The organism is Verrucomicrobiota bacterium, assembly GCA_016200005.1.
In the GTDB taxonomy this organism is placed as follows: Bacteria; Verrucomicrobiota; Verrucomicrobiia; order Limisphaerales; family PALSA-1396; genus PALSA-1396.
The window spans coordinates 18,518-43,081 of record JACQFP010000029.1 but is presented as its reverse complement, the minus strand read 5'-3'; the positions used below and the strand labels follow the sequence as shown (position 1 = coordinate 43,081).

17 protein-coding genes are annotated in these 24,564 nt (G+C 58.0%); 11 read left to right on the top strand and 6 right to left on the bottom strand.

What is annotated here, in order from left to right; translation table 11 throughout:
* Positions 1 to 96: 96 nt before the first annotated feature.
* Positions 97 to 1,674 carry a sigma-70 family RNA polymerase sigma factor gene (locus tag HY298_10850; protein MBI3850754.1) on the top strand — a complete coding sequence of 526 codons (1,578 nt, stop codon included), beginning with the start codon at positions 97 to 99 and terminating at the stop codon, positions 1,672 to 1,674.
* Positions 1,675 to 1,703: 29 nt separating this feature from the next.
* Here HY298_10850 and HY298_10845 read toward each other — a convergent pair whose 3' ends face one another.
* The 4 genes from HY298_10845 to purD all read right to left on the bottom strand — a co-directional run bounded on the left by HY298_10845 (position 1,704) and on the right by purD (position 4,517).
* The gene (locus HY298_10845) at positions 1,704 to 1,799 is read right to left on the bottom strand and encodes a hypothetical protein (protein ID MBI3850753.1); all 96 of its coding nucleotides are present in this window, start codon (positions 1,797 to 1,799) and stop codon (positions 1,704 to 1,706) included.
* A 253-nt stretch (positions 1,800 to 2,052) separates the two neighbouring features.
* Positions 2,053 to 2,865 carry a nucleotidyl transferase AbiEii/AbiGii toxin family protein gene (locus tag HY298_10840; GenBank protein ID MBI3850752.1) on the bottom strand — a complete coding sequence of 271 codons (813 nt, stop codon included), beginning with the start codon at positions 2,863 to 2,865 and terminating at the stop codon, positions 2,053 to 2,055.
* Positions 2,832 to 3,089 (bottom strand): hypothetical protein, encoded by a 258-nt coding sequence (locus HY298_10835; protein ID MBI3850751.1) that lies wholly within the window; start codon positions 3,087 to 3,089, stop codon positions 2,832 to 2,834. Before HY298_10835 ends, HY298_10840 begins: the two co-directional genes overlap by 34 nt.
* A 138-nt stretch (positions 3,090 to 3,227) precedes the next feature.
* Complete coding sequence (purD, locus tag HY298_10830; protein ID MBI3850750.1) at positions 3,228 to 4,517, bottom strand: phosphoribosylamine--glycine ligase; 1,290 nt, start codon at positions 4,515 to 4,517, stop codon at positions 3,228 to 3,230.
* Between the two features lie 137 nt (positions 4,518 to 4,654).
* Between purD and HY298_10825 the strand changes: the two genes are divergently transcribed.
* A complete protein-coding gene (locus HY298_10825) occupies positions 4,655 to 9,250 on the top strand; it encodes an SBBP repeat-containing protein (protein MBI3850749.1) in 4,596 nt (1,531 codons plus the stop codon).
* 81 nt (positions 9,251 to 9,331) lie between these two features.
* Here the strand turns inward: HY298_10825 and HY298_10820 are convergent, their stop codons facing one another.
* Positions 9,332 to 10,882 carry a hypothetical protein gene (locus HY298_10820; GenBank protein ID MBI3850748.1) on the bottom strand — a complete coding sequence of 517 codons (1,551 nt, stop codon included), beginning with the start codon at positions 10,880 to 10,882 and terminating at the stop codon, positions 9,332 to 9,334.
* 192 nt (positions 10,883 to 11,074) lie between these two features.
* On the opposite strand from HY298_10820, the gene tal reads away from it, so the two are divergent.
* The 9 genes from tal (at position 11,075) to HY298_10775 (ending at position 23,922) form a co-directional block, all read left to right on the top strand.
* Entirely contained in the window at positions 11,075 to 12,082 is a 1,008-nt protein-coding gene (tal, locus tag HY298_10815; GenBank protein MBI3850747.1) for a transaldolase, read from the top strand.
* A gap of 387 nt (positions 12,083 to 12,469) precedes the next feature.
* The gene (locus HY298_10810; protein ID MBI3850746.1) at positions 12,470 to 14,065 is read left to right on the top strand and encodes a methyl-accepting chemotaxis protein; all 1,596 of its coding nucleotides are present in this window, start codon (positions 12,470 to 12,472) and stop codon (positions 14,063 to 14,065) included.
* A gap of 7 nt (positions 14,066 to 14,072) precedes the next feature.
* Positions 14,073 to 14,558: a purine-binding chemotaxis protein CheW gene (locus tag HY298_10805; protein MBI3850745.1), complete on the top strand. Its 486-nt coding sequence runs from the start codon at positions 14,073 to 14,075 to the stop codon at positions 14,556 to 14,558.
* Positions 14,559 to 14,569: 11 nt separating this feature from the next.
* On the top strand, positions 14,570 to 16,207 hold the full coding sequence (locus HY298_10800; GenBank protein ID MBI3850744.1) for a hypothetical protein: 1,638 nt from the start codon (positions 14,570 to 14,572) through the stop codon (positions 16,205 to 16,207).
* Positions 16,204 to 17,019 (top strand): chemotaxis protein CheW, encoded by an 816-nt coding sequence (locus tag HY298_10795; protein ID MBI3850743.1) that lies wholly within the window; start codon positions 16,204 to 16,206, stop codon positions 17,017 to 17,019. The genes HY298_10800 and HY298_10795 overlap by 4 nt, the downstream gene beginning before the upstream one ends.
* Positions 17,020 to 17,030: 11 nt before the next feature.
* Positions 17,031 to 19,517, top strand: a complete 2,487-nt coding sequence (locus HY298_10790) for a hybrid sensor histidine kinase/response regulator (GenBank protein ID MBI3850742.1) — start codon at positions 17,031 to 17,033, stop codon at positions 19,515 to 19,517.
* A gap of 28 nt (positions 19,518 to 19,545) precedes the next feature.
* Positions 19,546 to 20,661 (top strand): chemotaxis response regulator protein-glutamate methylesterase, encoded by a 1,116-nt coding sequence (locus HY298_10785; protein MBI3850741.1) that lies wholly within the window; start codon positions 19,546 to 19,548, stop codon positions 20,659 to 20,661.
* A 62-nt stretch (positions 20,662 to 20,723) separates the two neighbouring features.
* The gene (locus HY298_10780; GenBank protein MBI3850740.1) at positions 20,724 to 23,516 is read left to right on the top strand and encodes a response regulator; all 2,793 of its coding nucleotides are present in this window, start codon (positions 20,724 to 20,726) and stop codon (positions 23,514 to 23,516) included.
* 196 nt (positions 23,517 to 23,712) lie between these two features.
* Positions 23,713 to 23,922, top strand: a complete 210-nt coding sequence (locus HY298_10775; GenBank protein ID MBI3850739.1) for a hypothetical protein — start codon at positions 23,713 to 23,715, stop codon at positions 23,920 to 23,922.
* Positions 23,923 to 23,935: 13 nt separating this feature from the next.
* Here the strand turns inward: HY298_10775 and HY298_10770 are convergent, their stop codons facing one another.
* Complete coding sequence (locus tag HY298_10770; GenBank protein ID MBI3850738.1) at positions 23,936 to 24,562, bottom strand: serine esterase; 627 nt, start codon at positions 24,560 to 24,562, stop codon at positions 23,936 to 23,938.
* Positions 24,563 to 24,564: the final 2 nt, after the last annotated feature.

Genomic DNA, 24,564 nt, shown 5'->3' with positions numbered 1-24,564 from the left:
CTGCGTCACAATGCGTGAGAGTAGCTGGAAAGTAAAGCGGCGAGGAAATCAGCCGCAAAATAATGTCGGATTTGGTTCGGCGGCGACGATATAGTTATGAAGATGACCGAAACCGACTTGGAATTACTGAAGCGTTATGCCCGCGACCACGCCGAGGATGCTTTCTCCGAAATCGTCCGCCGCCACCTCGACCTTGTCCATTCCGCCGCGCTCCGCCAGGTCCGCTCCCCGCAACTCGCTGAGGAAGTCGCTCAGTCCGTTTTCACCGACCTGGCCCGCAACGCGCGTCGCCTCGCGCCCGACACCATCCTCACCGCTTGGCTCTATCAAGTCACGCGCCGCACCGCCATTGATGTCGTCCGTCGCGAAGCCCGCCGCCAGTTGCGCGAACAAATCGCCACCGAGATGAATGCCATGAACGCTACGACCGCAGATTGGACACACATCGAACCTCTCCTCGACGAAGCCATGCACGCGCTCGACGACACTGACCGCGCTGCCGTCCTGCTCCGCTATTTCGAAAACAAATCCCTCCGTGAAGTCGGCGCAACTCTCGGCACGTCCGACGACGCCGCCCAAAAACGCGTGAGCCGCGCCGTTGAACGGCTGCGGGAATTCTTTGCCAAACGCGGCGTCACCGCCGGCGCGAGCGGACTCGTCGTCGTCATCTCCGCCAACGCCGTCCAAGCCGCCCCCGTTGGATTGGCCGTCACGATTTCAACCGCCGCCGCCCTTGCCGGAACTGCCGTCCACACTTCAACAGTAATTGCCGCAACCAAAACCATTGCCATGACCACACTACAAAAAACTCTCGTAACTGCCACCGTTGCCGTCCTAGCCGGGGCGGGGATCTACGAAGCCCGCCAAGCCTCGCAACTGCGCCACCAAGTCCAGACGCTCCAGCAACAGCAAGCGCCGTTGGCCGAGCAAATCGAGCAGTTGCAAAACGAGTTGGAAGCCGCCAGTAACCGTGTCGTTGGTTTGACACAAGAATTGAAGATCGCAGATGAGAATAAGCGCGAAGTGCCCAAACTTCGTGGCCAGATTGGCTTACTCAAGTTTCAGTTAGAGACTGCAAAAAATACCGAATCGAAATCAGAACAACCTCCACTTGGAACGGCAAGGGATTATTACATTCGGGCCGATCGGAATAAAATGAAGCGCGAATATGACGCCGCCTTGGAAAACCTGAACAAAGCCATTGAACTCGACCCGAATATGGCAGAAGCGTTTATGGACCGAGCTGATCTTTACGTATTATACTTGCCGAAAGAACGAGGTGGCTACGAGAAGGCGGTGGCTGATCGTACGCGATGTTTGGAGATTGACCCAAAGAACTGGATCGCTCGCTGGAGTCGCGCCGGTGAATTTCAGCAATTGATGCGTTATGACGAAGCTATCGCCGATTGGACCGTTATCATCGAAGGCGACCTCGATTTCACTCGTTCCGTAGAAGGCAAGACCAAGTCAATAGCTCAAGCCTATGTTTGGCGAGGGGATATATATCAAAGCAACAAGAGGGACTATGCGAGAGCAATCGCGGATTATTCGGCAGCTCTTCAGCTAGATCCGAACAACGGCGATGCACATCGCCTGCGCGGACAGTGTTATCAAAAGCTTGGGGAAACGGATAAAGCCCAGCAAGACTTCGCAATTGAACCAAAGAGCAACTAGCTCTTTCCAAGGACAGTCGATCCCGTACTTCAAATTGCCTTGGCCGCGATGTCGCGGCGGAACGGCACGTCGTCGAACTGAATCCTCCCCACCGCCGCCCAAGCCGCCGCTTGCGCCGCTCGCATATCAATGCCGGCGCGAAACCAAAGCGCCAGAGGACTGGCGCACTCCAAAACGCTTCGCGACTACCGGGCCTCCCCCTGAAACGCGCCAGCGTCCTGGACTGCGGCGGCCCTCTGCCGCTTTTCACCCGTGAGAGACGACGTGAGGAGTCTCTAACTGAATGAAAAACCTTTCCCGTATTTCGCGTGGTTCGCGGTCAGGAAAGTTTGAGTCTCGCCACCTCGACTTCTACAAAGCCTTCGCCGCCAAGTCGCACTATTGGTCCAAACCATGCACCGTCGGCCAGCAGCCGCGCACGGACGGCGCGTGCGGGCGCAGCGTGGGGTCCTTGCCAATCCAACCCGGCTTTCCCAAGGCGTCCACGAACGCTACACCGATGGGCAGGTCAGGTCGTTCATCTGCCACGCGAATCATCTCCGCCTCCGCCGCGTCGCTCATCTCGATCCATGCCATTTTCAGCGCCCGCGGATCGAGCGCGCGGGCCTTAATCTTGTCGAGTTCGGTCGGACTGATCTTGGCGAAACGCCGCATCATCTTGAGCAGCGAGAGCGGGCTGAAACCGGGGTCTTTGCCACAGGCCGCCCAACAGATTGCCGGCAGCGGGAACGTCCGGTGCAGTTCCACAATGTCCACGTAATCCCGAGTTTCCGTGCGGGCGGAAAGTGCGAGGGCCTTGTTGGTGGCAACATCAAACAGGTGCAGTCGCCAGCCCAGAAGCGGGTCGCGTTCGACGGGGAAAAACCGGAACGCCGAGTCCGCCGCCCAGTCTATTTCCACGGTTTCATTGCCGCGACTCACTCTGGCTTTGCGGAACGTGGCTTCCTTCTCCCACTCGCCGTAACGCGAAGGCGTCTCGACCGGAAAGCCGGCGCGGCGAAGACTTTCAACGTCGCGATTGCTGGCGCGCGTCACTTCCTCGGCCACTTCGTGGAAGATGTCGAAGTCGCGCGAAAAGCGGGCCGAGTCGTCAGCGGCGTTCAAGACAATGCCGCCGGCAAAATGACTCTCCTCGTTCCGGTTCGCCGCCAGGATGGCTAGGATGTCTTTTTGTAAAGGGGTGAGAGGCATCGGTGTAATTCCTGGGCATCCCACCAGGCGCGGCGGTCGCCGTATTCGCGCAGGTGCTCAACCACGGACCGCACGTCCTCGAGATGGCGGACGCGCGCCTCCGGATGCCAGAACCAAAAGCATTCCGGGTGGTTGCGCACCAGGGCCGCCGCGCGCTCGCGCAATTCCGGCGGGGCCGGTGTGGGCGGGGGCAGTTCGCGCAACTCGTCATGCTCGGCAGTCACCCTGGCAATTTACGAGCGCCGGGCAATCACGGCAAGAAATCGTTGACGGGGTTCGGGCGCGCTTCAACGTTCTTGGTCGTAGCCGCGGACGTCAGTCCGCGCCATTCTCGGGCAGTTTGCGCCGACTGACGTCGTCGGCTACAAGGCTTTCGCCGCGATGTCGCGGCGGAAATGCGCGCCGTCGAAATGGATTTTCTCCACGGCGGCATACGCGGCAGCTTGTGCCGCGCGCAAATCATTCGCCCAGGCGGTCACGCCCAGCACGCGTCCGCCGCTTGTCAAAATTTGCTCCCCTGCCCTTGCTGTGCCGGCGTGGAAAACTTTTGTGTTCGGCAGCGCGTTCACTGCATCTAGGCCGGTTATGACCTTACCCTTCGCGTAGCTGCCGGGGTAACCGCCGCTGGCCATGACCACGCAAACGCTCGCCGTCGCGCTCCATTTCAAGTCCATCTTATCGAGCGTGCCGTTTACGCTTGCGCCGAGTAGTTCCACCAAATCACTTTCCAGCCGCGTCAGATAAACCTGCGTCTCCGGATCGCCGAAGCGCGCGTTGAACTCCAAAACCTTCGGCCCAGACTTCGTGAGCATGATGCCGGGATAGAGGATTCCACGAAAATCTATCCCCTCCGCCGCACAGCCGCGAAGGAACGGTTCAAGGATTTTGCGCGGAGCGTTGCCAAGCTGTGCGTCAGTCACAAACATCGTGGGTGAATACGCGCCCATGCCGCCGGTGTTCAGGCCCAAGTCACCGTCGAGCGCGCGTTTATGATCCTGTGAGGTCGGAAAAAGTATTGCCGTCTTCCCATCGCACAGGGCGTGCAGTGAAATCTCCACGCCTTCGAGAAATTCCTGGATCACTACCCGCGCGCCCGCCGCACCAAAGGCTTTGCCGACCATGATGTCGTCCACAGCTTTCTCAGCTTCGGCCTGGCTGGCGCAAATCAAAACGCCTTTACCGAGCGCGAGGCCATCGGCTTTCACCACGCAACGTCCCCCAAGCGATGCGGCAAAACTCTTGGCCGCACCAGCCTCATCGAAAGTTCCGGCCGCCGCCGTGGGAATTCCATATTTCTCCATGAATTGTTGGGAGAACACTTTTGAGGACTCAAACTGTGCGGCCTTCTGGTTTGGTCCCCATATCCGCAGTCCATTGTCTTGAAACAAATCGACAATGCCGAGCGCGAGCGGATTGTCCGGTCCGACGACAGTGAGATCGGCCTTCTTCTCCTGCGCGAGCGCGAGCAGCTTGGGCAAATCCTCCGCACCAATGTTCACACCCTCGACCAGCGCGCCATTCCTGGCGAGGCGTTCCTGTGCAATGCCCGCGTTGCCCGACGCACACCACATCTGCGTGACGTGCGGCGACTGCGCCAGTTTCCATACCAGCGCGTGTTCGCGTCCGCCCGAACCGATAACGAGCAATTTCATGGCGCGCGGAGTAAAGCATGAAGCGAGGGATTGGGAAAAGGTTTTTGAGATTCGCGTCCGTTCGCAAACGGAACAAATCCGATGCCGCGCTTGCTTGACCTGCATCAAGGATAGTTGGACTCAAGGAGTGTTGTATTGTGCAAGTGACCACTTCGATGAATGTAAGGGCATCTTTTCCAATCGGCACTCAGCCACTGTGCCTGCTGGCGATTTTTCTCGTTGTGCCTGCCGTTGCCATAGAGTGGCAGCCACGCAGCGAAGGCCGGGTAGCCCTTGATGGGAGCAAGCCATCTTCGCGTCTCGCGCCCGGTCTGGATCTCACCGCTTTGCCTCTGAGCTTCGAAGCCGATGAAGGCAAGACTCCGGATGACGTGAAGTTTCTCGCCCGTGGTCCCGGCTACAACCTGTTGCTCTCCCCGACTCAAATGACGCTGGCTTTGCCGAGGTCGCGAGAGCCTGGCTTGAGAACGGCAACGGACCCCGTGGCGGACTTAATGGGATGTTCCGAAGTTACCGCCGTTTCGATGCGCTGGGTTGACGCCAATGGTGCGCCCACGATGGTGGGTTTGGTTGAGCTGCCAGGGAAAGTGAATTACCTGCGCGGCAATTGTCCGAAATTGTGGCGCACAAACATCCCGACGTTCGCGAAGGTGAAGTACAGTGGCATCTATCCGGGAGTGGATTTGATCCTTTACGGCAACCAATCTGAACTTGAATACGATTTCGTCATCGCGCCCGGCCACGATCCAAAAATCATTTCGCTGGATTTTCATGGGGCTGAAAAGCTGGCGATCGATCAGCAGGGAAATCTAAATATTCAGATTGCCGGCGGCGAACTCGTCCAACATGCGCCGCAGGCTTATCAGGTGCGTGAGGGCGTCCGGCAGTCAATCCTTGCGCGTTACGTGTTGCGCAATTCCACTTCGGCGGAATCTGCGGCTGGAATTCCGTTGGTCGGTTTCGAAGTCGGCGCGCACGATCCGGCGCTGCCCCTCGTCATCGATCCGGTTCTGAGTTACTCCTCGTACCTCGGCGGCAGCGATGGAGATTATGGCTACGCGATTGCGCTCGGAAGTGGCGGCGAGATCTTCTTAACGGGGCGGACGTTTTCAACGAACTTTCCCGCAGTGGACTCGCTGCAGATACTCAACAAGAATGGCGGGCGAGGGCCGACGGACGTTTTCGTGACCAAACTGAACCCAAGCGGTTCAGCAGTGATCTATTCCACCTACCTCGGCGGCACGGGCGATGACGAAGGCAAAGGGATTGCCGTGGACGACGCCGGCAGTGCCTATCTCACCGGGTTCACCGCCTCGTCGGATTTTCCAACGGTCAATCCCATCCAGCCCTTCAACGCCGGCGGCACCAGCGATGCCTTTGTCGCCAAGCTCGGCCCGTCGGGTTGCACGCTGGTCTATTCAACTTATTTGGGCGGCGGCGGCATCGATCAGGGCAACGCCGTCGCCGTGGATGCCGCGGGCAATGCGTTCGTGACCGGCTTCACCGGGTCGTCGGGTTTTCCGACAACAAATGCATTCCAATCCACGCGCGGCGGATCTTTCGGACGCGACGCATTCGTAACCAAAATCAATCCCGCCGGTTCGGCGATGGTTTACTCAACTTTTCTTGGTGGCAGCGGATTTGACCAGGGCATCGGCATCGCGGTCGATTCGGCAGGTGAGGCGTGTGTTACGGGTTCTACCGATTCATCTTTTGATTTTCCCGTCTTTCCGCTGGGTAATCCGCTCCTGCCTTATGGCGGCGCGGGTGACGCCTTCGTGACGAAATTCAATCCAACCGGTTCGGCGCTCGTCTTCTCCACTTATCTCGGAGGAAGTGACATTGAGTTGGGCACGGGCATCGCCGCTGATTTGGCCGGCAACGTTTACGTCACCGGCACGACTCTTTCAACCGACTTCCCAACGACGAACGCGTATCAATCGCTGTCGGGCGGCGGTTACGACGCTTTCGTCACGATGATCGATTCGAATGCAATCAGCGTCGTTTACGCTACGTACCTTGGCGGCAACAGCGATGAGAATGTGACTCCGCTCGTGGCCGGATTGGGTGGCATTGCGGTGGACGGCGCTGGCAATGCCTATGTGACCGGCGCAACCACGTCCACGAATTTTCCGCTGACCACGCCTTTACAGGCTGCGTACGGCGGAGGCGGCAGCGACGCATTCGTAGCTAAACTCAACTCCAGTGGCTCGGTGACTTTCTCGTCGTACCTTGGCGGCAGCGGCGACGATGTCGGCTGGGGAATCGCGGTGGACGCCGCCAGCAACATCTTCCTCGCGGGGCAAACCATCTCAACGAATTTTCCGCTGATCAATCCGCTGCTGCCGACGCTGCGTGGCGGCACCGATGCTTTCATCGCAAAAATTGCGAACAGCCTGCCGGCAACGCGAACGCTTTCCGGTTCTACCTGGTCATCAGTCGGCCCCGCGCCTGTCGCCAGCGGGCAAGCGCCGACGTGTCAGCCGGTCAGCGGACGAATCACCGGCGTGGCCGCACATCCAACAGACACGAACATTATTTACATTGCGGCGGCCAGCGGCGGTGTTTGGAAGACCACCAACGGCGGGGCGAGTTGGACGCCGCTGACGGACGGCCAGGCAACGTTGATGATGGGAGCAGTCGCCCTCGCGCCCAGCAATCCGAATATCATCTACGCCGGCACCGGCGAATCCACCGGCTACGGGACGCCGCCCTTCGCGTTTTTCCTCTTCGGCCGCGGCCTGCTCAAATCCACGGATGGCGGCGCTGCCTGGACGTTGCTCGGCACTTCACAGTTCGACCGACACACGATGACCAAAATCGTCGTGCATCCAACCGATCCGAACACGGTTTATGTCGCCGTCGCGCCAGGTGAACTCAATGGCTTGAGCGGCAATGCCGACATCTGGAAATCTATTGACGGCGGGACAAATTGGTCGAACACAACTGCAAGTTTGCCCGGCACAAACGCGTTTTCCGATCTGCTCATTGACCCGTCCGATTCGCAAATCCTGTATGCCGCGGTCGGCAATGCCGCAGGCGCGCCCGCCAACAGCGTTTACAAAACCGTCAACGGCGGCGCTTTGTGGACGGTTGCCGGCAATTTCCCGATGGGGACGAACCTTGGAGACATCAAGCTCGCGATTGCCAAAAGCACTCCGCTGACACTTTACGCTGCCATTGTCGCCCCCCTCATCCATGGGAACTTCGGCACCTTCCAAAACTTTCCGTTTACGACCGGCCTTTACAAAATGATGAAGACGACCGATGGCGGAACGACCTGGACGGAGTTGACCGGCACGCCGAATTATCTTTATCCGCAAGGATTTTTCTGCTCTGCGCTCGCGGTTTCTCCCACCAACGGGAACATCGTTTACGCGGGCGGCGTTGCCCGCTTCGGCCCGAACACGAATGGCTTCCTCCTCAGCACCAATGGCGGTTTGAACTGGACGGACATATCCATCGGCGCGGACGGCAACAGCATTCATGGCGATGCCCAAGCCATGACGTTTGATCCAAATAATCGATTGTTGCTCGGCGACGACGGCGGGCTTTGGCGGTTGGACAATTCCGTTCCCGGCAACATCCGCTGGACGGATCTGAATGCGAATCTCGGCACGCTTCAGCTCATCGGCATCGCGCTTCATCCAACCAACCTTGACCTTGCCTACGGCGGCTTGCAGGACAACGGCACGGTGAAATTCGATGGCACGTCCCGCTGGAATCCCATTCGCGGCGGCGATGGCGGTTTTGTTCGCGTCGATCCGGGCAATCCGTACGTCGTCTATCACACCTACTTCGGTCTGTCGCTCGAGCGGTCCGACGACGGTGGCGTCACGTGGGCTCCGAAGACGGCGGGGTTTTATCCGGACACATCGAACTTTTATCCGCCTTACATGCTCGATCCATCCAATCCTGCGCGGCTGTTGTTTGGGACGGACAGCATTTACGAATCGCTTGATCGCGGCGACTCCTGGGCGCTGGTGACCATTCCGTTTTTCTATGGTTGGAACACGGACGCAGTCATCGACAGCATCGCCATCGCCAAGACAGATGCGAACACGATTTACGCCTCCGCCGGCGGGCATATTTTCGCGAGCATTGATGATGGGTTCAATTGGACGCAGCGCGATGTTCCCGGCGTCGCCGATAATATTCAGGACTTGCTCGTTGATCCGGCGAACAGCGAGATCATTTATGCCGTTCGTGCCAGAATGGGAAATGGACACGTCTTCAGGTCGATCAACGGCGGCCAAAACTGGTCCAACCTCAGCGGCAATCTGCCCGATCTGCCGGTTTACACCATTCAGCTTGATTCCCGATTCAATCCGCCGAAGGTGTTCATCGGAAACTACAACGGCGTGTACGTCTCGGCGGATTCAGGAACGAGCTGGAGCCGGTTCGGCGCCGGACTGCCGAACGCGCTCGTGATCGACCTCGAAATGAACATCGATCTGGGTGTGCTGGCCGCGGGCACATTCGGTCGGGGAATGTGGGAGATTGGGATCAATTTTATCCCTGCGCCGACGCTCAACATTCAGCGATCCGGCGCCATCACGGTCATACTTTCCTGGCCGGCTTCAGCAACCAACTTCACGCTGCAAACGACTCCGCAACTATCGCCACCGAACTGGGCGGTCGTGACCAACGCCGCGGTGCCGAGCGGCAACCAACTTTCCGTCACGCTTCCGGTCTCGAGCACCACGAGATTTTTCCGGCTGCAACAGCAGTAGAGCCCGCACGGATCTTGAATTGTGTCGCCGCGAATTATGCCGAGCGCGCGTCATGGCACGCCGGATCTCGATTATGATACCCTATTTCTTCAGCCGATAGAACACATTCCCACCGCCGACAGTATTTGTGACGGTATTCTGACTATTGATGATAACGGGTGGTGGCGAATTAGTTGACCAGGCGTTAAGGAGATTGGTCGTGCTCTCGAGAAGGAACCCAACCGCATTGGTCGGCCAGGTTATGATCACCTCATTGCCAATCTTAACTATTCCGAGGGCCATCGGTGGTTCGATAATCAATTTCCCAGGAGCATACAGGTAGCGCGTGTGAATGCCGTCGCTGATTTTCGCATAAACGTAATAACTCCCCGGCGATGTGTTCGTGGTATTGAAAGCGAATTGATGCTGCCCGACAGCATTTGTGCCTGTGCCCGATTCAGTCACCTGGAAAACTTGACCGAGATCTCTGTCATAAGGATTGGCGTCATCGTCAAGGTGGACTTGGACGGTCGCAGTATCCGAAGCAGATTGACCGAATTGAAAAAAGTATCTCAGCGAAATATTGTCGCCTTGGATAACCGTGCGAACGGTTTCAAAGTCGAATTTGATGAGGTTTGGCCAGGTGGCATTGTTTGATGCCAGAGCGGTTCGGTTGCTCGAAGTTCCGACCCCAAAGTTCCACATCTGATTCAGACCATCTTGGGTTCGCCCGTTCCCGCTGCCGGCCGGCTCGTTCGTGCTGAGTCGGTTGCCTCCGCCGATCAGGCTGTAATAGAATCCCGCGTTGCGCCCTTGCGATTCATAACTGGTCCACCAAACACCACGCTCGGCGCTGGTGATTGTCGCCCCATCGACCGTGATCGGTGTATCCTGCCAATCGATCGTCCCGTGATACCAAAAGTGAACGTCGCTGTGGTTGCAGTCGTATCCATTCTGTAAATTCATCAAGTACCGGTTGTAGGCGCCATCAACCGATTGTCCATTCGGACACGAACCGTCCGCGTTCGTCTGCCAGTAATTGTCCGCAAAAAAAACATTGGCGAACACATGAACGTCCGGGTCGCCATACTGCGAAACGGGATGCGGATCCAACGTGGTGATGTGATCGACCCAGACTCCCTTGTTGCCGAGGAGTTTTGACAACTGCGTAACCAAAGGGCCGCCGCGACTATGACCAATCAGGTGGATGGGGAATTCAACCAGCGCGCGGCCGCCTAGCTCGGGAATGAAATTCGTAATCAAGAGCTTGGGGACAACATTGTCTGCGATGTCTGACGTTGAAAAGGAAGGATCAACGGAAAGCGACGACCAATCGAGTTTGATGAGGATTTCGCCGGAATCGGAATTGGTTGGGTTGACGCCGCCAATTCTGGATTGCGTCACGGAAAAGTTGTGGAAGAAGTCGGCGTCCACGGTGATTTGATAACAACTGGAGTTGAACCCTGGGAAGGAATCGTAATTGGTTATTTGTTGCGCAATTGGAATGATCCAATCAGTCACATTTCCGTTGAAGCCGTGCGTGAGGATGGTGACTCCTGCTCCGCGAGTGAATGCGACAGGCGCGAGGAGCAAGGCGACAACTTCCACGATGGCGGTCAGTTTCCCCATGCCCGCAATATGATCTGTTTTCAACGGAGAAACGAGAATTTTTCAAAACGTCGTAAAGAAGACGGGAAGCATTCCATCCACTACAACAAGGGACAGGCAAAAGAACGTCCCTTGTTCCCCTACGAGCGTCGCCTAATCGATACAATAGCAAAGTAAGTTTGCATTGGTTTAGCTGTTGCGGCATCTTGGCCAGGGAAATCTCAACCCAGTTTATTTATGAGCGCAATTGCTGAACCGATAAAAGTCGAGACTCGCCAAGCCGTCAACCAGCTTGAGCAACTCAAGAAATTCACCAAGGTCGTCGCTGACACCGGAGATTTTGACGCCTTCAAGGAATTTGCGCCGCAGGATGCCACGACCAATCCTACGCTGATTCTTAAGGCCGCGCAGATGCCGGAATACAAGTCGCTGGTGGAAAAAGCGCTGGCCGACAACCCCGACATCGGATGTCGGGGCGCGAGCAGAAAGCAGATGATCAGTCAGACGCTCGATTATCTGTTGGTCTTGTTCGGGCTGGAGATTTTGAAGATCATTCCCGGCCGCGTTTCCACCGAAACGGACGCGAGCCTGTCGTTCGATACGGAAGGGCTGGTGAACAAGGCGCGTTCTTTCATTTCGCTCTACAAGCAGAACGGCATCGCCAAGGAAAGAATCCTGATCAAGATCGCTTCAACGTGGGAAGGCATTCGCGCAGCAGAGATTTTGCAGAAGGAAGGCATCAACTGCAACATGACGCTGTTGTTTTCACTGCCGCAAGCCGTCGCGTGCGCCGAGGCCAAGGCGCGATTGATCTCGCCGTTCGTAGGACGAATCTTGGATTGGTACAAGAAGAGCACGGGGAAGGATTTCGCACCCGTGGACGATCCCGGTGTCAAGTCCGTCAAGGAGATTTATGCCTACTACAAGAAGTTTGGTTATTCGACGGAGGTCATGGGCGCAAGCTTCCGCAACGTCGGCGAGATTGTGGAACTGGCCGGCTGTGATCTCCTGACCATCAGTCCGAATCTTTTAGCGGAGTTGAAAGGCAGCACCGTACCGGTCGAACGGAAACTCAGCCCTTCGATGGCAAGGGAGAGCAAGATTGAAAAACTCACGCTCGATGAGAATAAATTCCGCTGGCTGCTGAACGAGGACGCGATGGCGACGGAAAAAACCGCCGAAGGCATCCGTAACTTCGCCGCCGATACGGTGAAGCTGGAGAAATACATTGCGGAGCGGTTGTAAGCGCGTTGGAGCTCGCGTTGGAGCGTGTCTGCCTCCGAACAACTGGCACGTTGATCCTCAACGATTCCGCACCGCCTGCCGTCAGATGGTCCGCAGACGACCTGAAGCGATGCGCGCCCATAGGTCAATTCAAAGCGAGAAATCCACATGGCCGGGGGGCTTCTTGTCAAGGCGACCTATGGCATTTCCTCCGTCCATCTTAGTCTTGTGTTCGGGAGGCAAATGTCATACTTGTGTGTCATCAGAGATCAATGTGGACAAAACTATGCGGATCGATTTCTTGCCATGAAGACGCATCGAAACGGGCGCCGCAATGAGTCTTTCCAAGCCTGTTATTGCAAGACTTGTCGATCAGACTTTACACGTCATTAACCCCCAAATCACGCAATGAAAAGATTGACCATCGGCCAACATCTTTACACATCGTCGGCGGCGCTTATCCTGCTGTTGTTGATTGGCGTTGGCCTGGTGTTTGGGGTGGAGAAACTGCGATCGTCGGCCGCGCTTCAGGCCATTCAGCGGTCTGCGGCGGCGGATCGGGTCCGCCAAGACCTGCTGCAAACGAGCGATTCGTTGCGGATTCTGATTTTGGACCCGAAAAGCGACGTGGATAAAAGGCGGCTCCAGGAGTCCGACAAGGAATTGTTCACCGACCTCGCAAAGCTGGACACGCTGATTGACGAAAAATCCAATCTGTATGTCGCACTCAGATCTCTCCGCAACTTCGCTCTAAAAACCAATTCAAAGCCCAAGAGTGACCTGCTTTCGCTTCTCGAAACCAACACAACGGAGGCAGTCAATTTCTACCAGAAGAATTACGTGTCGTTGATCAAGCAGCAGGATGATTTGATCAAGGAGTTTTACGACCAGTTGCAGAAAACGGACGTGGTTGATTCCAAAAAGTTTCAAGCAATGACTTTGGTGGAAATCACTGTTTTGATGATCCTCTTGATCGTGAGTTTTGTCGTCAGCCGCTACCAGTCCAAAGCCATCAACCAACCCCTGTCCCAATTGGTCGCAGCATTGGATCGGATGCGCAGCGGGGATTTCTCCCAACGGATCGGGATGAAGCGGCGGGACGAATTTGGAGTCGTGGCTGACGGACTGAATCGTCTGGCGGACGATCTGTCAGGCCTGGTCGGCCAGGTGCAACGGTCTGGCATTCAGGTCAACATTACGGCCACTGAAATTGTGGCCACGGCCAAGCAACAACAGAGCACCGCCAATGAAATTGCTGCCACCACCGCGGAGATTGGCGCCACGTCCAAGGAAATTTCTGCGACCACCAAGGAACTGGTCAAGACCATGAACGAGGTCAACGAAGTGGCGGAGGAAACCGCGAGCCTCGCCGGTAGCGGCCAGACCGCCATCTCGCAAATGGAAGCGACTATGAAGCAGATCATGGAAGCCTCCAGTTCCATCACGTCAAAACTGGCGGTCGTCAACGAAAAGACCAGCAACATCAATTCCGTCGTCACCACCATCACCAAGGTGGCTGACCAGACCAATCTGCTCTCCCTGAACGCCGCCATCGAAGCCGAGAAAGCCGGTGAGTACGGCCTCGGTTTTGCCGTGGTGGCGATGGAAATCCGCCGCTTGGCGGACCAGACGGCTGTGGCCACTTACGACATCGAAAAGATGGTCAAGGAGATGCAATCCGCCGTTTCCGCCGGAGTCATGGGGATGGACAAGTTCTCCGAGGAGGTGCGCCGGGGCGTCGAAGGCATCCGCCAGGTCAGCGCGCAGTTGGAACAGATCATTCACCAGGTTCAGACGTTGACGCCGCGCTTTCAAACCGTGAACGAAGGTATGCAATCACAGGCCACCGGCGCCCAGCAGATCAGCGAAACTCTGACACAATTGAGCGAAGCCGCGCACCAAACCGCGGATTCCTTGCGGCAATCGAACCTGGCGAATGAACAGTTGACTGAAGCCGCCCGCGGCTTGCAAAACAGCGTGACGCGCTTCAAATTGGGAGGTTAGGAACGCCGTGTTGTTTCTCTTGTTTCAACTGGGCAATGACCGTTACGTGCTGGACGCCAGCCGGGTGGTTGAGGTGTTGCCGTTGCTGGAGTTGAAAAAAATTCCGCACGCACCCAAGGGTGTGGCCGGACTGTTCAACTATCGCGGCCGCCCGGTGCCGGCGGTGGATCTGAGCGAGTTGGCCGTTGATCAACCCGCCCGCGAACGATTGAGCACCCGCATCATCGTGGTGAAGTACTCCGACCACGCCGGGAAGAATCTTCTGCTTGGTCTGATCGCCGAGCGTGCCACCGAAATGCTGCGCCGCGACAGCAAAGACTTTGTGGATTCCGGCGTGCAACTCGGCGCCGCGCCCTACCTGGGGCCGGTGCTCATGGATGGCCAGGGCGTCATCCAGTGGGTGCACGAACAACGCCTCCTGTCCGAAAAAGTCCGCGACCTGCTCTTTTCAGAAACCATTTCACCCGCGGCGGCAGCGCCGCTTCCAACTTGAAACCCACGCTGATGCATCAAATTGAAAATCTACTGAAGCGCACCATCGGGCTGGACGCCGAATCCATCGGGTCCACCTCCATCAGCCAGACCGTCCGTCTGCGCATGCAGCACCACCAACTGACCAAGCTGGAGGATTACACTAAATACCTGCAAGAAACCCCCGCCGAACTGACCGCCCTGGTCGAAGCCGTCGTCGTGAAGGAAACCTGGTTCTTCCGCGACCAAGAATCCTTCACCGCCCTCGTCCGCCTCGTGCGCAGCGAATGGCTGCCCGCGAACACAGTTGACCCCGACTCAGAGTGCGGGGTTGATAGTTGTCAGTTGAGAGTTGATAGTTCGGACTCTCGACTATCAACTAAAGACTCTCAACCAGTTCTTCGTCTCCTAAGCCTGCCCTGCTCCACCGGCGAAGAACCCTACTCCATGGCCATGGCGCTGTTGGACGCCGGCCTGCCCGCCGAGCGATTTCAAATCGACGCCGTGGACATCAGCACCCACGCGCTCGAAACCGCCCGCCGCGCCGTCTATCGCAAAAACTCCTTTCGCCCCGACAGCCGGTGTCGGGGCGACTACCGCGACCGCCACTTTCGACCCCACGAGGACAGCTATCTGCTGAGTCAAACCGTGCGCGATCAAGTCCGCTTCCACCGAGGCAACGTCCTGGCAGAGCACGCCGAGGGCCCGCTGAACCAACGCCACCACTATGACTACATCTTCTGCCGGAACCTATTGATCTACTTCGATCGCCCCACGCAGGGAAAAGTTCTGCAAAAGCTCGAACGCCTGCTCCAGCCAACCGGCGTGCTATTTGTCTGCCCGGTGGAACTGCCGTTGGTCATCAGGCCAGTTGAGAGTGGAGAGTTGAAAGTTGATAGTCCGAACTCTCAACCGTCGCCGCTATTCACCTCCGCCCGGATCCCGATGGCGGCGGCCTGTCGTAAAGCAGTTGAGAGTTCCAAGTTGAGAGTTGAGAGTAAAAACGCTCAACCTTCACCCCGTGGAGTAGGCGGCTTTACTCCTCAGGGCGAGACTCTCCGTTCTCAACCCCGCACTCTGAGTCGGGGTCAACCCCGACAGCCGCTGTCGGGGCGGAAGCCGGTTGCCAAAAGCAAGCAAGTTGAGAGTTCTAAGTCGACCCCGACAGCCGGTGTCGGGGTCAACTCCCGCACTCTGAGTCGGGGTCAACTGACGGAGGCGGCCCGGTTGGCCAACGGAGGCCGACTGGCGGAAGCCGCCCGGATATGCGAGAAGCTAGTTGAGAGTTTAGTGTTGAGAGTTGAGGGTTCGCCTCCGGCTCGGCGCCAAACTGACCTACAGCTCGGAGAGGACTCTCAACTCTCAACGAAAGACTCTCAACCCCGCACTCTGAGTCGGGGTCAACTGTCCTCTCAACTAGCAGAGGCTTACTATTTGTTGGGACTTATTTCGGAAGCGGTTGCCAGTGACAAGTTGACCCCGACAGCCGGTGTCGGGGCCAACCTCCAACTGGATGACGCGGTGGAATACTACCGCAAGGCGCTTTATCTGGAGCCGAACCATTATGAAACCTTGGTGCAAATGGCCACGCTGTCGGGAAAAAATGGCGACGCCCATGGCGCCCGGCTTCTGCACAAACGCGCGCAAAGAAGTCTAAAGGCTAAAGTATGAAAAGTGGGCGGCAAGTTGATAGTGGAGAGTTGAGAGTCGACCCCGACAGCCGGTGTCGGGGTCAACTCATTAGCGACTGCTGGGACAAAATCGGTGTGAATGGCGACAGTTCTTGCGCTGAACTGGAGAAATTTGTGCACTGTCGAAACTGTCCGGTCTATTCGGCGGCGGGCACGCGTTTGCTGGATCGGGAATTACCCGCCCGATATCGACGCGAATGGACGGAACGCTATTCAAAAGCGGAGTGTGGAATTGGGAGTGCCCCGACTCGGAGTCGGGGCGTTTCAGTGGTGATTTTCCGGATCGGCGCGGAATGGCTGGCGCTGCCCGCGCAGGTTTTTCTGGAAGTGGTGGAGCACCGGAGCATCCACTCGCTGCCCCATCGGCGGCAGGGCATCGTTTTGGGTCTGACGAACATCCGGGGTGAACTGTTGATTTGCGTTTCAGTGGGGCGGCTGTTGGGGCTGGACTCCGCTAATGCTAAAGGCCAAAGTTTGAAATCTACCCCGACTCGGAATCGGCGCAGCCTTGAGCCTTCACCCCGAGGAGTCGCCGGCCTTGCTCCAGAGGGTGAAGCCTTTTCGGTTTCCCGCCTGCTAGTGGCACAGTGGAACAACAGCCGGCTGGTCTTTCCGGTTGATGAAGTGCAGGGCATCCAAAGGTATCGTCCCGAAGAGTTGACGGAAGTGCCCGCCACACTGGCCAAAAACGCGGCCAATTACAGCCGCGGCATACTAACCTGGCGCAACAAATCCGTCGGCTGTCTGGACGAGGAACTGTTGTTTTACACGCTGAACCGGAGTCTCACGTGAACAAGCAGAACATGGACGATTTGAGCAGCCTTTCCATGCTGGAGCTTTTCCGCGTGGAGGCCGAAAATCAAACCGCCGTTCTAAACAGCGGCCTGCTCGAACTGGAACGCGACCCGGGAGCGTCGCACCAGCTTGAAGCGTTGATGCGCGCCGCGCACTCATTGAAGGGCGCGGCGCGAATCGTGAACCTGAATGTCGCCGTGCGCGTGGCCCACGCCATGGAAGATTGTTTTGTCGCCGCACAAAAGGGCAACCTAAAACTGAGGCAAGAGGAGATTGATGTGCTGTTTCGGGGGGTGGATCTGCTGCTCTACATCTCCAAACGCTCCGAAACAGAACTGGCCGGCTGGGAGACGGATCATGCCACGGAGATCAACGACTTTCTCGAGACCTTGACGCGGGTAATGACGGCGAGCCAGGTCAACGAATTCTCCGCCGCCGCTCCGCAAGTTCAGCGTTCCGAGCAGACCGTTGACCCCGACAGCCCTGTCGGGGTTGCAGGTTCAAAGTTGAAAGTTGAGCGGACAGTTGAGAGTGGAGAGTCTCGCCCCGTGGAGTCGCCGCCATTACTCCACGGGGTGGAAGTTGATAGTCCGAACTCTCAACTAACGGCACCACCCGCAACCCCGACTGAGCTGTCCGGGTCAACTGACTCGCCGAACCGCGTGTTGCGGTTGACGGCGGAAAACCTGAACCGTCTGCTGGGTCTGGCCGGCGAATCATTGGTCGGCTCACGCTGGCTTCATCCCTTTGCCGAGGCGATGCTACGGCTCAAGCGCCAACAATCGGACCTGGCCAAATCCCTGGACAGTTTGCGCGAGGCAATCCAGTGCGGAGTTCGCAGTGCGGAGACCGGAATTCCGCACTCCGCCTTCCGCCTCCCGAACTTGGAGGCGCAGTTGAACGATGTGTTCAGTCGGGTGACCGAATGTCGGATGGGGTTGACCGACCGGTTGGCTGACCTGGAAATCTACGATCGCCGCTCCGCGAATCTCTCGCACCGGTTGTATCTCGAAGTGCTCAAATGCCGGATGCGTCCGTTTGGGGACGCGGTCGCGCGCTACCCGCGGATGGTCCGCGATTTGGTCCGTTCACTGGGCAAGGAGGTGCAACTGGAAATCCTGGGCGAGAGCACGCAGGTGGACCGCGACATCCTGGAAAAATTGGAAGCGCCGTTGGCCCATCTGTTGCGCAACGCCGTGGATCATGGCTGCGAACCGCCGCAGGAGCGACGGCAAACGGGAAAACCACCCACGGGCACCGTCCGGCTGGAGGCCCGGCACAGCGCCGGCATGCTCTTGATCATCATTGCGGACGATGGCGCGGGCATTGACCCGGAGCAACTCCGCCAGGCCGTTGTGCAGAAAAATCTGACGACCCGCGAGGTCGCGGAAAAGTTGAGTGAAGCCGAGCTGTACGAATTCCTCTTTCTGCCCGGCTTTACCCTGAAACAGACGGTGACGGAAATCTCCGGGCGGGGCGTGGGACTTGACGTGGTGCTCAACATGGTCAAGAGCGTGCGCGGCACCATCCGCGTCAATTCCCAGCGCGGCAAGGGCACGCGCTTTCAACTGCAGCTCCCCATCACGCTCTCGGTCATCCGCACGTTGCTGGTGGAGGTGGCGGGCGAGCCATACGCCATTCCGCTCGCACAGATCACGCGCACCATGAAACTGCCGCTGGACAAGATCGAATCCCTTGAGGGTCGCCATCATTTCTTGTTCGGTGAACAACACATTGGACTGCTCGCCGCCCGTCAAGTATTGGATTGCGGCGACCATAAACCATCGGGCGATCATTTGCCCGTCGTTGTGCTGGGCGACCGCGCGACTCGTTATGGTCTGGTTGTGGATGACTTTCTGGGCGAGCGCGAACTGGTGGTGCAGACCCTGGACCCGCGCCTGGGCAAGGTCAAAGACATCAGCGCCGCCGCGCTCATGGAAGACGGCTCGCCGGTGTTGATCGTGGACGTCGAAGACCTGGTACGTTCCATCGACAAGCTGGTTTCCGGCGGACGATTGGACAAGGTGAATCGCAGCGCCATCGACACCACCGCCAAACAGCGCAAACGCATCCTGGCGGTGGACGATTCCTTGACCGTGCGGGAACTGGAACGCAAATTACTCACGGGTCGGGGCTACCTCGCCGAAGTGGCGGTGGATGGCATGGACGGTTGGAACGCGGTGCGGACGGGCCATTACGACCTGGTCATAACAGACGTGGATATGCCGCGCCTGGACGGCATCGAGCTGGTGACACTCATCAAAAAGGACGCGCACCTGAGTTCCCTGCCCGTGATGATCGTGTCTTACAAGGACCGGGAGGAGGACCGCTTGCGCGGACTGGAAGCCGGTGCCGATTATTATCTGACCAAGGGAAGTTTTCACGACGAAACGCTGTTGCAGGCGGTGGTGGACTTGATTGGCGAACCGGACGATAGTGGCCCTCTCCCCCCTCCACCCCCCTCGGTAGGAGTCGGCCAGCGAGGAGCGGTGTAGCGGAACGGGGAGAGCGCGAAACGTAACTATGAGAATTGCGATCGTCAACGACATGCTGATGGCCGTCGAAGCCATGCGGCGGGTGCTGCTCAAGGCGCCGGGGCATGAGTTGGCCTGGATCGCGCGGGATGGTGCCGAAGCGGTGGAACGTTGCGCCAAAGACACGCCCGACCTGGTGCTGATGGATTTGATCATGCCGCAGATGGACGGCGTGGAGGCCACGCGCCGCATCATGGCCAACACGCCCTGCGCCATTGTCGTGGTCACCGCCAACGTGAACCACAATTCATCCAAGGTGTTTGAAGCCATGGGTGCCGGGGCATTGGACGCCGTCAACACGCCGACGTTGGACAGTGCGAGCATTCCGTCCGGCTCAACGGCGCTATTGGGGAAGATCGACACCATCAACCGCTTGATCGGCAATGACGGCAAGCGAACCGTTGAGAGTTCCAAGTTGAGGGTTGACCCCGACCGGCCGAAAGGTCGGGGCGAGTCGGGGTCAACTATCACCTCCCAACCCTCAACCCGTTCGTTAGTGGCGATTGGCGCTTCAGCCGGCGGCCCCGCCGCGCTGGCCACCCTGCTGGCACATTTGCCCGCCAATTTTCCCGCCGCCATTGTGATCGTGCAACATGTGGACGCCCAATTCGCGCCGGGACTGGCGAGCTGGTTGGATTTTCAAACCGCCTTGCCGGTGCGGCTGGCGCAGGCGGGAGATCAACCCACGCCCGGCACGGTTCTCCTGGCCGGCTCGCCCCGTGCCCTGACAGCCGGTGTGGGGACACAGGGGAACGAAGACCATTTAATATTGGTCAGCCCCGACCGGCTGGGTTACAGTGCCCACCCACGGGGAATTTCCTACCGGCCGTCGGTGGATGTCTTTTTTCGGAGTGTGGATCGGTTGTGGCCCGGTGCGGTGGTGGGGGTTCTGTTAACGGGCATGGGCCGCGATGGCGCCGCGGGTTTGAAGGCGTTGCACGACTCCGGCCATCACACCATCGCGCAGGATCGGGCCAGCAGCGCGGTCTATGGGATGCCCAAGGCGGCGGCGGAGTTGCAGGCGGCGACGGACATTTTACCCCTGGACAAAATCGGCCCTCAACTTGAGAGACTAATCAAGCCGTCCGTAGTCCGTAGTCCGTAGTCCGCCCCGACTCCGAGTCGGGGTAGACTTTTGTTCAGTCAGCCTTTAGACTTTAGACCAACATGGCCAACCCGAAGAGAGTTGAGAGTTCGGAGTTGAGAGTTGAGAGTTCGGACTCTCAACTCTCAACTAAGCACTCTCAACCTTCCCGGCCGGTCCATCCGCCAGAATATCACGCCATGGTGTTGCTGGTGGATGATCAGGCGATGGTGTGCGAGGCGATCCGGCGGGCGTTGTCGCATCAGCCGGACATTGATTTTCATTATTGCGCCGATCCGGCCGAGGCGATTCTGCTGGCCAATCAGATCAAGCCCACGGTGATTCTGCAGGATCTGGTGATGCCGGCGATTGATGGGTTGACGTTGGTCAGCCAGTATCGGTCCAGTCCGGCGACGCAGGATATTCCCATCATTGTGTTGAGCACCAATGAGAATCCGCAGGTCAAGAGTCAGGCGTTTGCGGCGGGCGCCAATGATTATCTGGTGAAGCTGCCGGACAAGATCGAATTGATCGCGCGCATCCGCTATCATTCACGGGCGTATCTCAACCAGATGCAGCGGGATGAGGCGTACCGGGCGTTGCGGGAGAGTCAGCAGCAGTTGGTGGAGAGTAATGCGGCGTTGATCGCGGCCAATCAGAAATTGGAGGAGACGACGTTGGCCAAGTCGGAGTTTCTGGCGAACATGAGTCATGAGATTCGCACGCCGATGAATGGCGTGATCGGGATGACGGCCTTGCTGCTGGATACGGAGCTGACGACTGAGCAGCGCGATTACGTGGAGGCCACCCGCAGCAGCGCGGATGCATTGTTGACGATCATCAACGACATTCTGGACCTGTCGAAGATTGAATCGGGCAAACTCGATCTGGAGAGTCATCCCTTTGAGTTGCACACCTGCATCGAGGAGGCGCTCGAACTGTTGGCGCCCAAGGCGGCGGAGAAGGAGTTGAACCTCGCTTACATCGTGGACGATGCCATCCCGCAAATCCTGGTGAGCGATGTCACGCGCCTGCGCCAGATCCTGGTCAATTTGATCAGCAATGGCGTCAAATTCACCCAGCAGGGCGAGGTGGTCGTCGAGGTGAAAGTGGCCTCGCATGGCTTGCGCACCGCGGCCTCGGAGGCCGCAGCTCCGGGCGTGGCAAAACCGACGGATACCGATTTCATTCGTCATCCTGAATTGTGGCATCTGCATTTTACGGTGCGGGACACGGGCGTGGGCATTCCGCTGAACAAACAAAACCGCCTCTTCAAGTCCTTCCAACAAGTGGACGCTTCCACCACCCGCCAATTCGGCGGCACCGGATTGGGACTGGCCATCTGCAAACGGCTGACCGAATTGATGGGCGGAAACATCTGGGTGGAAAGCGACGCCGGCAAAGGAGCAGCGTTTCATTTTGTCATTCAGGCCAAAACCGCGCTGGCCACCGCGCCGCCCAGTTGGCAGGACCCGCAACCCTTGCTGACGGGCAAACGGTTGCTGATCGTGGCCCACAACGCGACCAACCGCCAGATCCTGACCCACCGCGCCAAGCAGTGGGGCATGATGCCCGAAACCGCTGCCACCCGCGCCGAAACTCTCGCCCTGCTCAACCACCCCCCGACACCGAAAGCCGGGGCGTTTGATGTGGCGATTTTGGACCTGCAACTCCCGGAAACGGACGGCCTGACCCTGGCCGAGGAAATTCGCCAATGGGAAAAACAGCAAATACAAAACAGAAAGCCGAAAGCCGAAAGCAGAAACGAGGAAGTGCAGACATCTCCGCTTTCTGCTTTCCCAAGCTCACCTCTGCCCATTACGCTGCTCTCCTCCGTCCGCCTCCGCAGCGATGACCCCCGCCTGGCCCGCGCAGGCGTCGCGGTCTTGATTCATAAACCCATCCGGCCCGAACAATTGCTCGACTCGATGTACCGCGCCTTGAACCTCCAGTGGCAGAAGGAGAAGAAAGCCCCCGCCGCGCCAACCCTCGACACCACCTTCGCCACGCGACTCCCGTTGCGTTTGTTGCTGGCCGATGACAATCCGATCAACCAGAAAGTCGGCCTCAGCGTCCTGCAAAAACTCGGCTACCGGGCCGAAGTTGCCAACAACGGTCGGGAAGTCCTGGAGAAGTGTGGAGGACTGCCGGCCCGGAGCGATATGGGCCTACAGCCCGGCGGGCCGAAGACGGAAGGCGGACCGGCCTTCGATGTGATTTTCATGGACGTGCAGATGCCCGAGATGGATGGCCTGGAAGCCGCCCGCCAGATTTGCCAACGCTGGCCGCCGGACCAACGCCCGCGCATCATCGCCATGACCGGCAATGCCCTGCTGGGCGACCGGGAGAAATGCCTCGCCGCTGGAATGGATGATTATATTTCCAAACCGGTGCGGATCGCCGAATTGCAGGCCGCGCTCGAACGCTGGGGACCAACCAGGCTTTCGGCCTTGAGCGGCCTGCGGTCCGGCGAGACGCAATCATCGGACACCGCGTTCTTCATAGCCAACCGATCCACCGATGCGGATCATCTGTTGGACCCGTCGATCATCGCCGAACTGCATCGCACTCCCCCTGCCGGCGGAGTCACCATGCTCAAGGAATTGGTCGAGCTTTTCCTCGAAAGCGCACCCCAGCGCATCTCCCAGATCACGCATTTCCTCAACGACCCGCCCAAGATGGCCTTTCACGCCCACGCCCTTCGCAGCATGAGTCTCAACCTTGGCGCCAAGAAACTGGTGGAGATCTGCCTGAAGCTCGAACAAATGGGTTACTCGAACAACGTTGAAGGCGCGGATACGCAGTTGCGCGAACTGGAAGTGACCTTCAAACAAACCAAGGCGGAACTCATTTCCCTCAGAGAGCAAATCAGTTGAAGCTCTCCGAACTGGAAGCGCCAAGTCAGACCCCGAGCCGGAAGCGTCACCCGGCACCCCATTTGGGTGTCAGCATTTGGAGTCCTTTTTGCCGCCAATAATCTTTTGGCTTGGACGGTTTTTGTCCCACCCCGCCGGTTACCATCATGCGCAAATCAACTCCGACCCAGAGTCGGGGTCAACCGAAAGGCAATTGATGATAACTCAAGAACAAATGGAACTTGGTTTGGACAAGGCGTGCGGATTTCAAGTGCATCTGCAGGCCCCGCGTCAACTGAGCCGCGCACAGTGGTGGTTTAATCAGATGCGGCGCGTCGTCGATCACGCGCTGGACTGGCAACCAGCCCCGCCATGCCGGCCAGAGCAGATTTGGTTCGCCGAGCCGCAGCGCCAAACCCACGCCTGACCATCGACACGGGTCAGCCCCGTGAAAAACTGGCGCCCACAAAATCGCGGATGATCTCGAGTTCAGCTTCGCCCGCGATGGTGTGGGTTTTCATAAACTCGTGCCAGGAGATGTTCAAGCCGGCGGCTTTGAGCAAATTGATTTGCTCGCGAACTTCGGCGAAAGGAATGAGCGGATCTTGCGTGCCGTGCGTGACCAGCAACCGTTGTTGCAACGCCACCGGGGTAAGCTCCGCGATCAATTGCTCCGGCTCGAAAACGTAGCCGCTGATGCCGACGAGTCCCGCAAAACGGTGAGGATAACGCAATCCGACATCAAGAATCATCAAACAGCCCTGCGAAAAACCGAACAGCACCGTTTGATCGATTGGAAACCCGTTCTTGCGTTGCGCCTCCAACAAGTCGAACAACAGTTTCCGGCTCCGCCGAATCCCAGCGCCTTTGTCGCCGGCAAAATCATACCAGGAATAGCCGCCGTAGTATTGGTCCGGCGCGTTGACGAGCAGATAGTTGAGCCACCGAAGATTCATCGCGTCCGGCAGCCAGCGGTAGCCGTCCATGCTGTCGCCCAAACCGTGCAACACCACCATGAGACGGCGGGTTTTTTTTTCGCGCGCGGGAATCAAATCAGTATCGAGCATAA

Coding starts and splice junctions, on each gene's coding strand:
- HY298_10840 (MBI3850752.1), bottom strand. CDS start 2,865: ATGCCTCTCACCCCTTTACAAAAAGACATCCTAGCCATCCTGGCGGCG.
- HY298_10770 (MBI3850738.1), bottom strand. CDS start 24,562: ATGCTCGATACTGATTTGATTCCCGCGCGCGAAAAAAAAACCCGCCGT.
- HY298_10845 (MBI3850753.1), bottom strand. CDS start 1,799: ATGCGAGCGGCGCAAGCGGCGGCTTGGGCGGCGGTGGGGAGGATTCAG.
- HY298_10810 (MBI3850746.1), top strand. CDS start 12,470: ATGAAAAGATTGACCATCGGCCAACATCTTTACACATCGTCGGCGGCG.
- HY298_10850 (MBI3850754.1), top strand. CDS start 97: ATGAAGATGACCGAAACCGACTTGGAATTACTGAAGCGTTATGCCCGC.
- HY298_10800 (MBI3850744.1), top strand. CDS start 14,570: ATGCATCAAATTGAAAATCTACTGAAGCGCACCATCGGGCTGGACGCC.
- HY298_10785 (MBI3850741.1), top strand. CDS start 19,546: ATGAGAATTGCGATCGTCAACGACATGCTGATGGCCGTCGAAGCCATG.
- purD (MBI3850750.1), bottom strand. CDS start 4,517: ATGAAATTGCTCGTTATCGGTTCGGGCGGACGCGAACACGCGCTGGTA.
- HY298_10795 (MBI3850743.1), top strand. CDS start 16,204: ATGAAAAGTGGGCGGCAAGTTGATAGTGGAGAGTTGAGAGTCGACCCC.
- HY298_10780 (MBI3850740.1), top strand. CDS start 20,724: ATGGCCAACCCGAAGAGAGTTGAGAGTTCGGAGTTGAGAGTTGAGAGT.
- HY298_10790 (MBI3850742.1), top strand. CDS start 17,031: ATGGACGATTTGAGCAGCCTTTCCATGCTGGAGCTTTTCCGCGTGGAG.
- tal (MBI3850747.1), top strand. CDS start 11,075: ATGAGCGCAATTGCTGAACCGATAAAAGTCGAGACTCGCCAAGCCGTC.
- HY298_10775 (MBI3850739.1), top strand. CDS start 23,713: ATGATAACTCAAGAACAAATGGAACTTGGTTTGGACAAGGCGTGCGGA.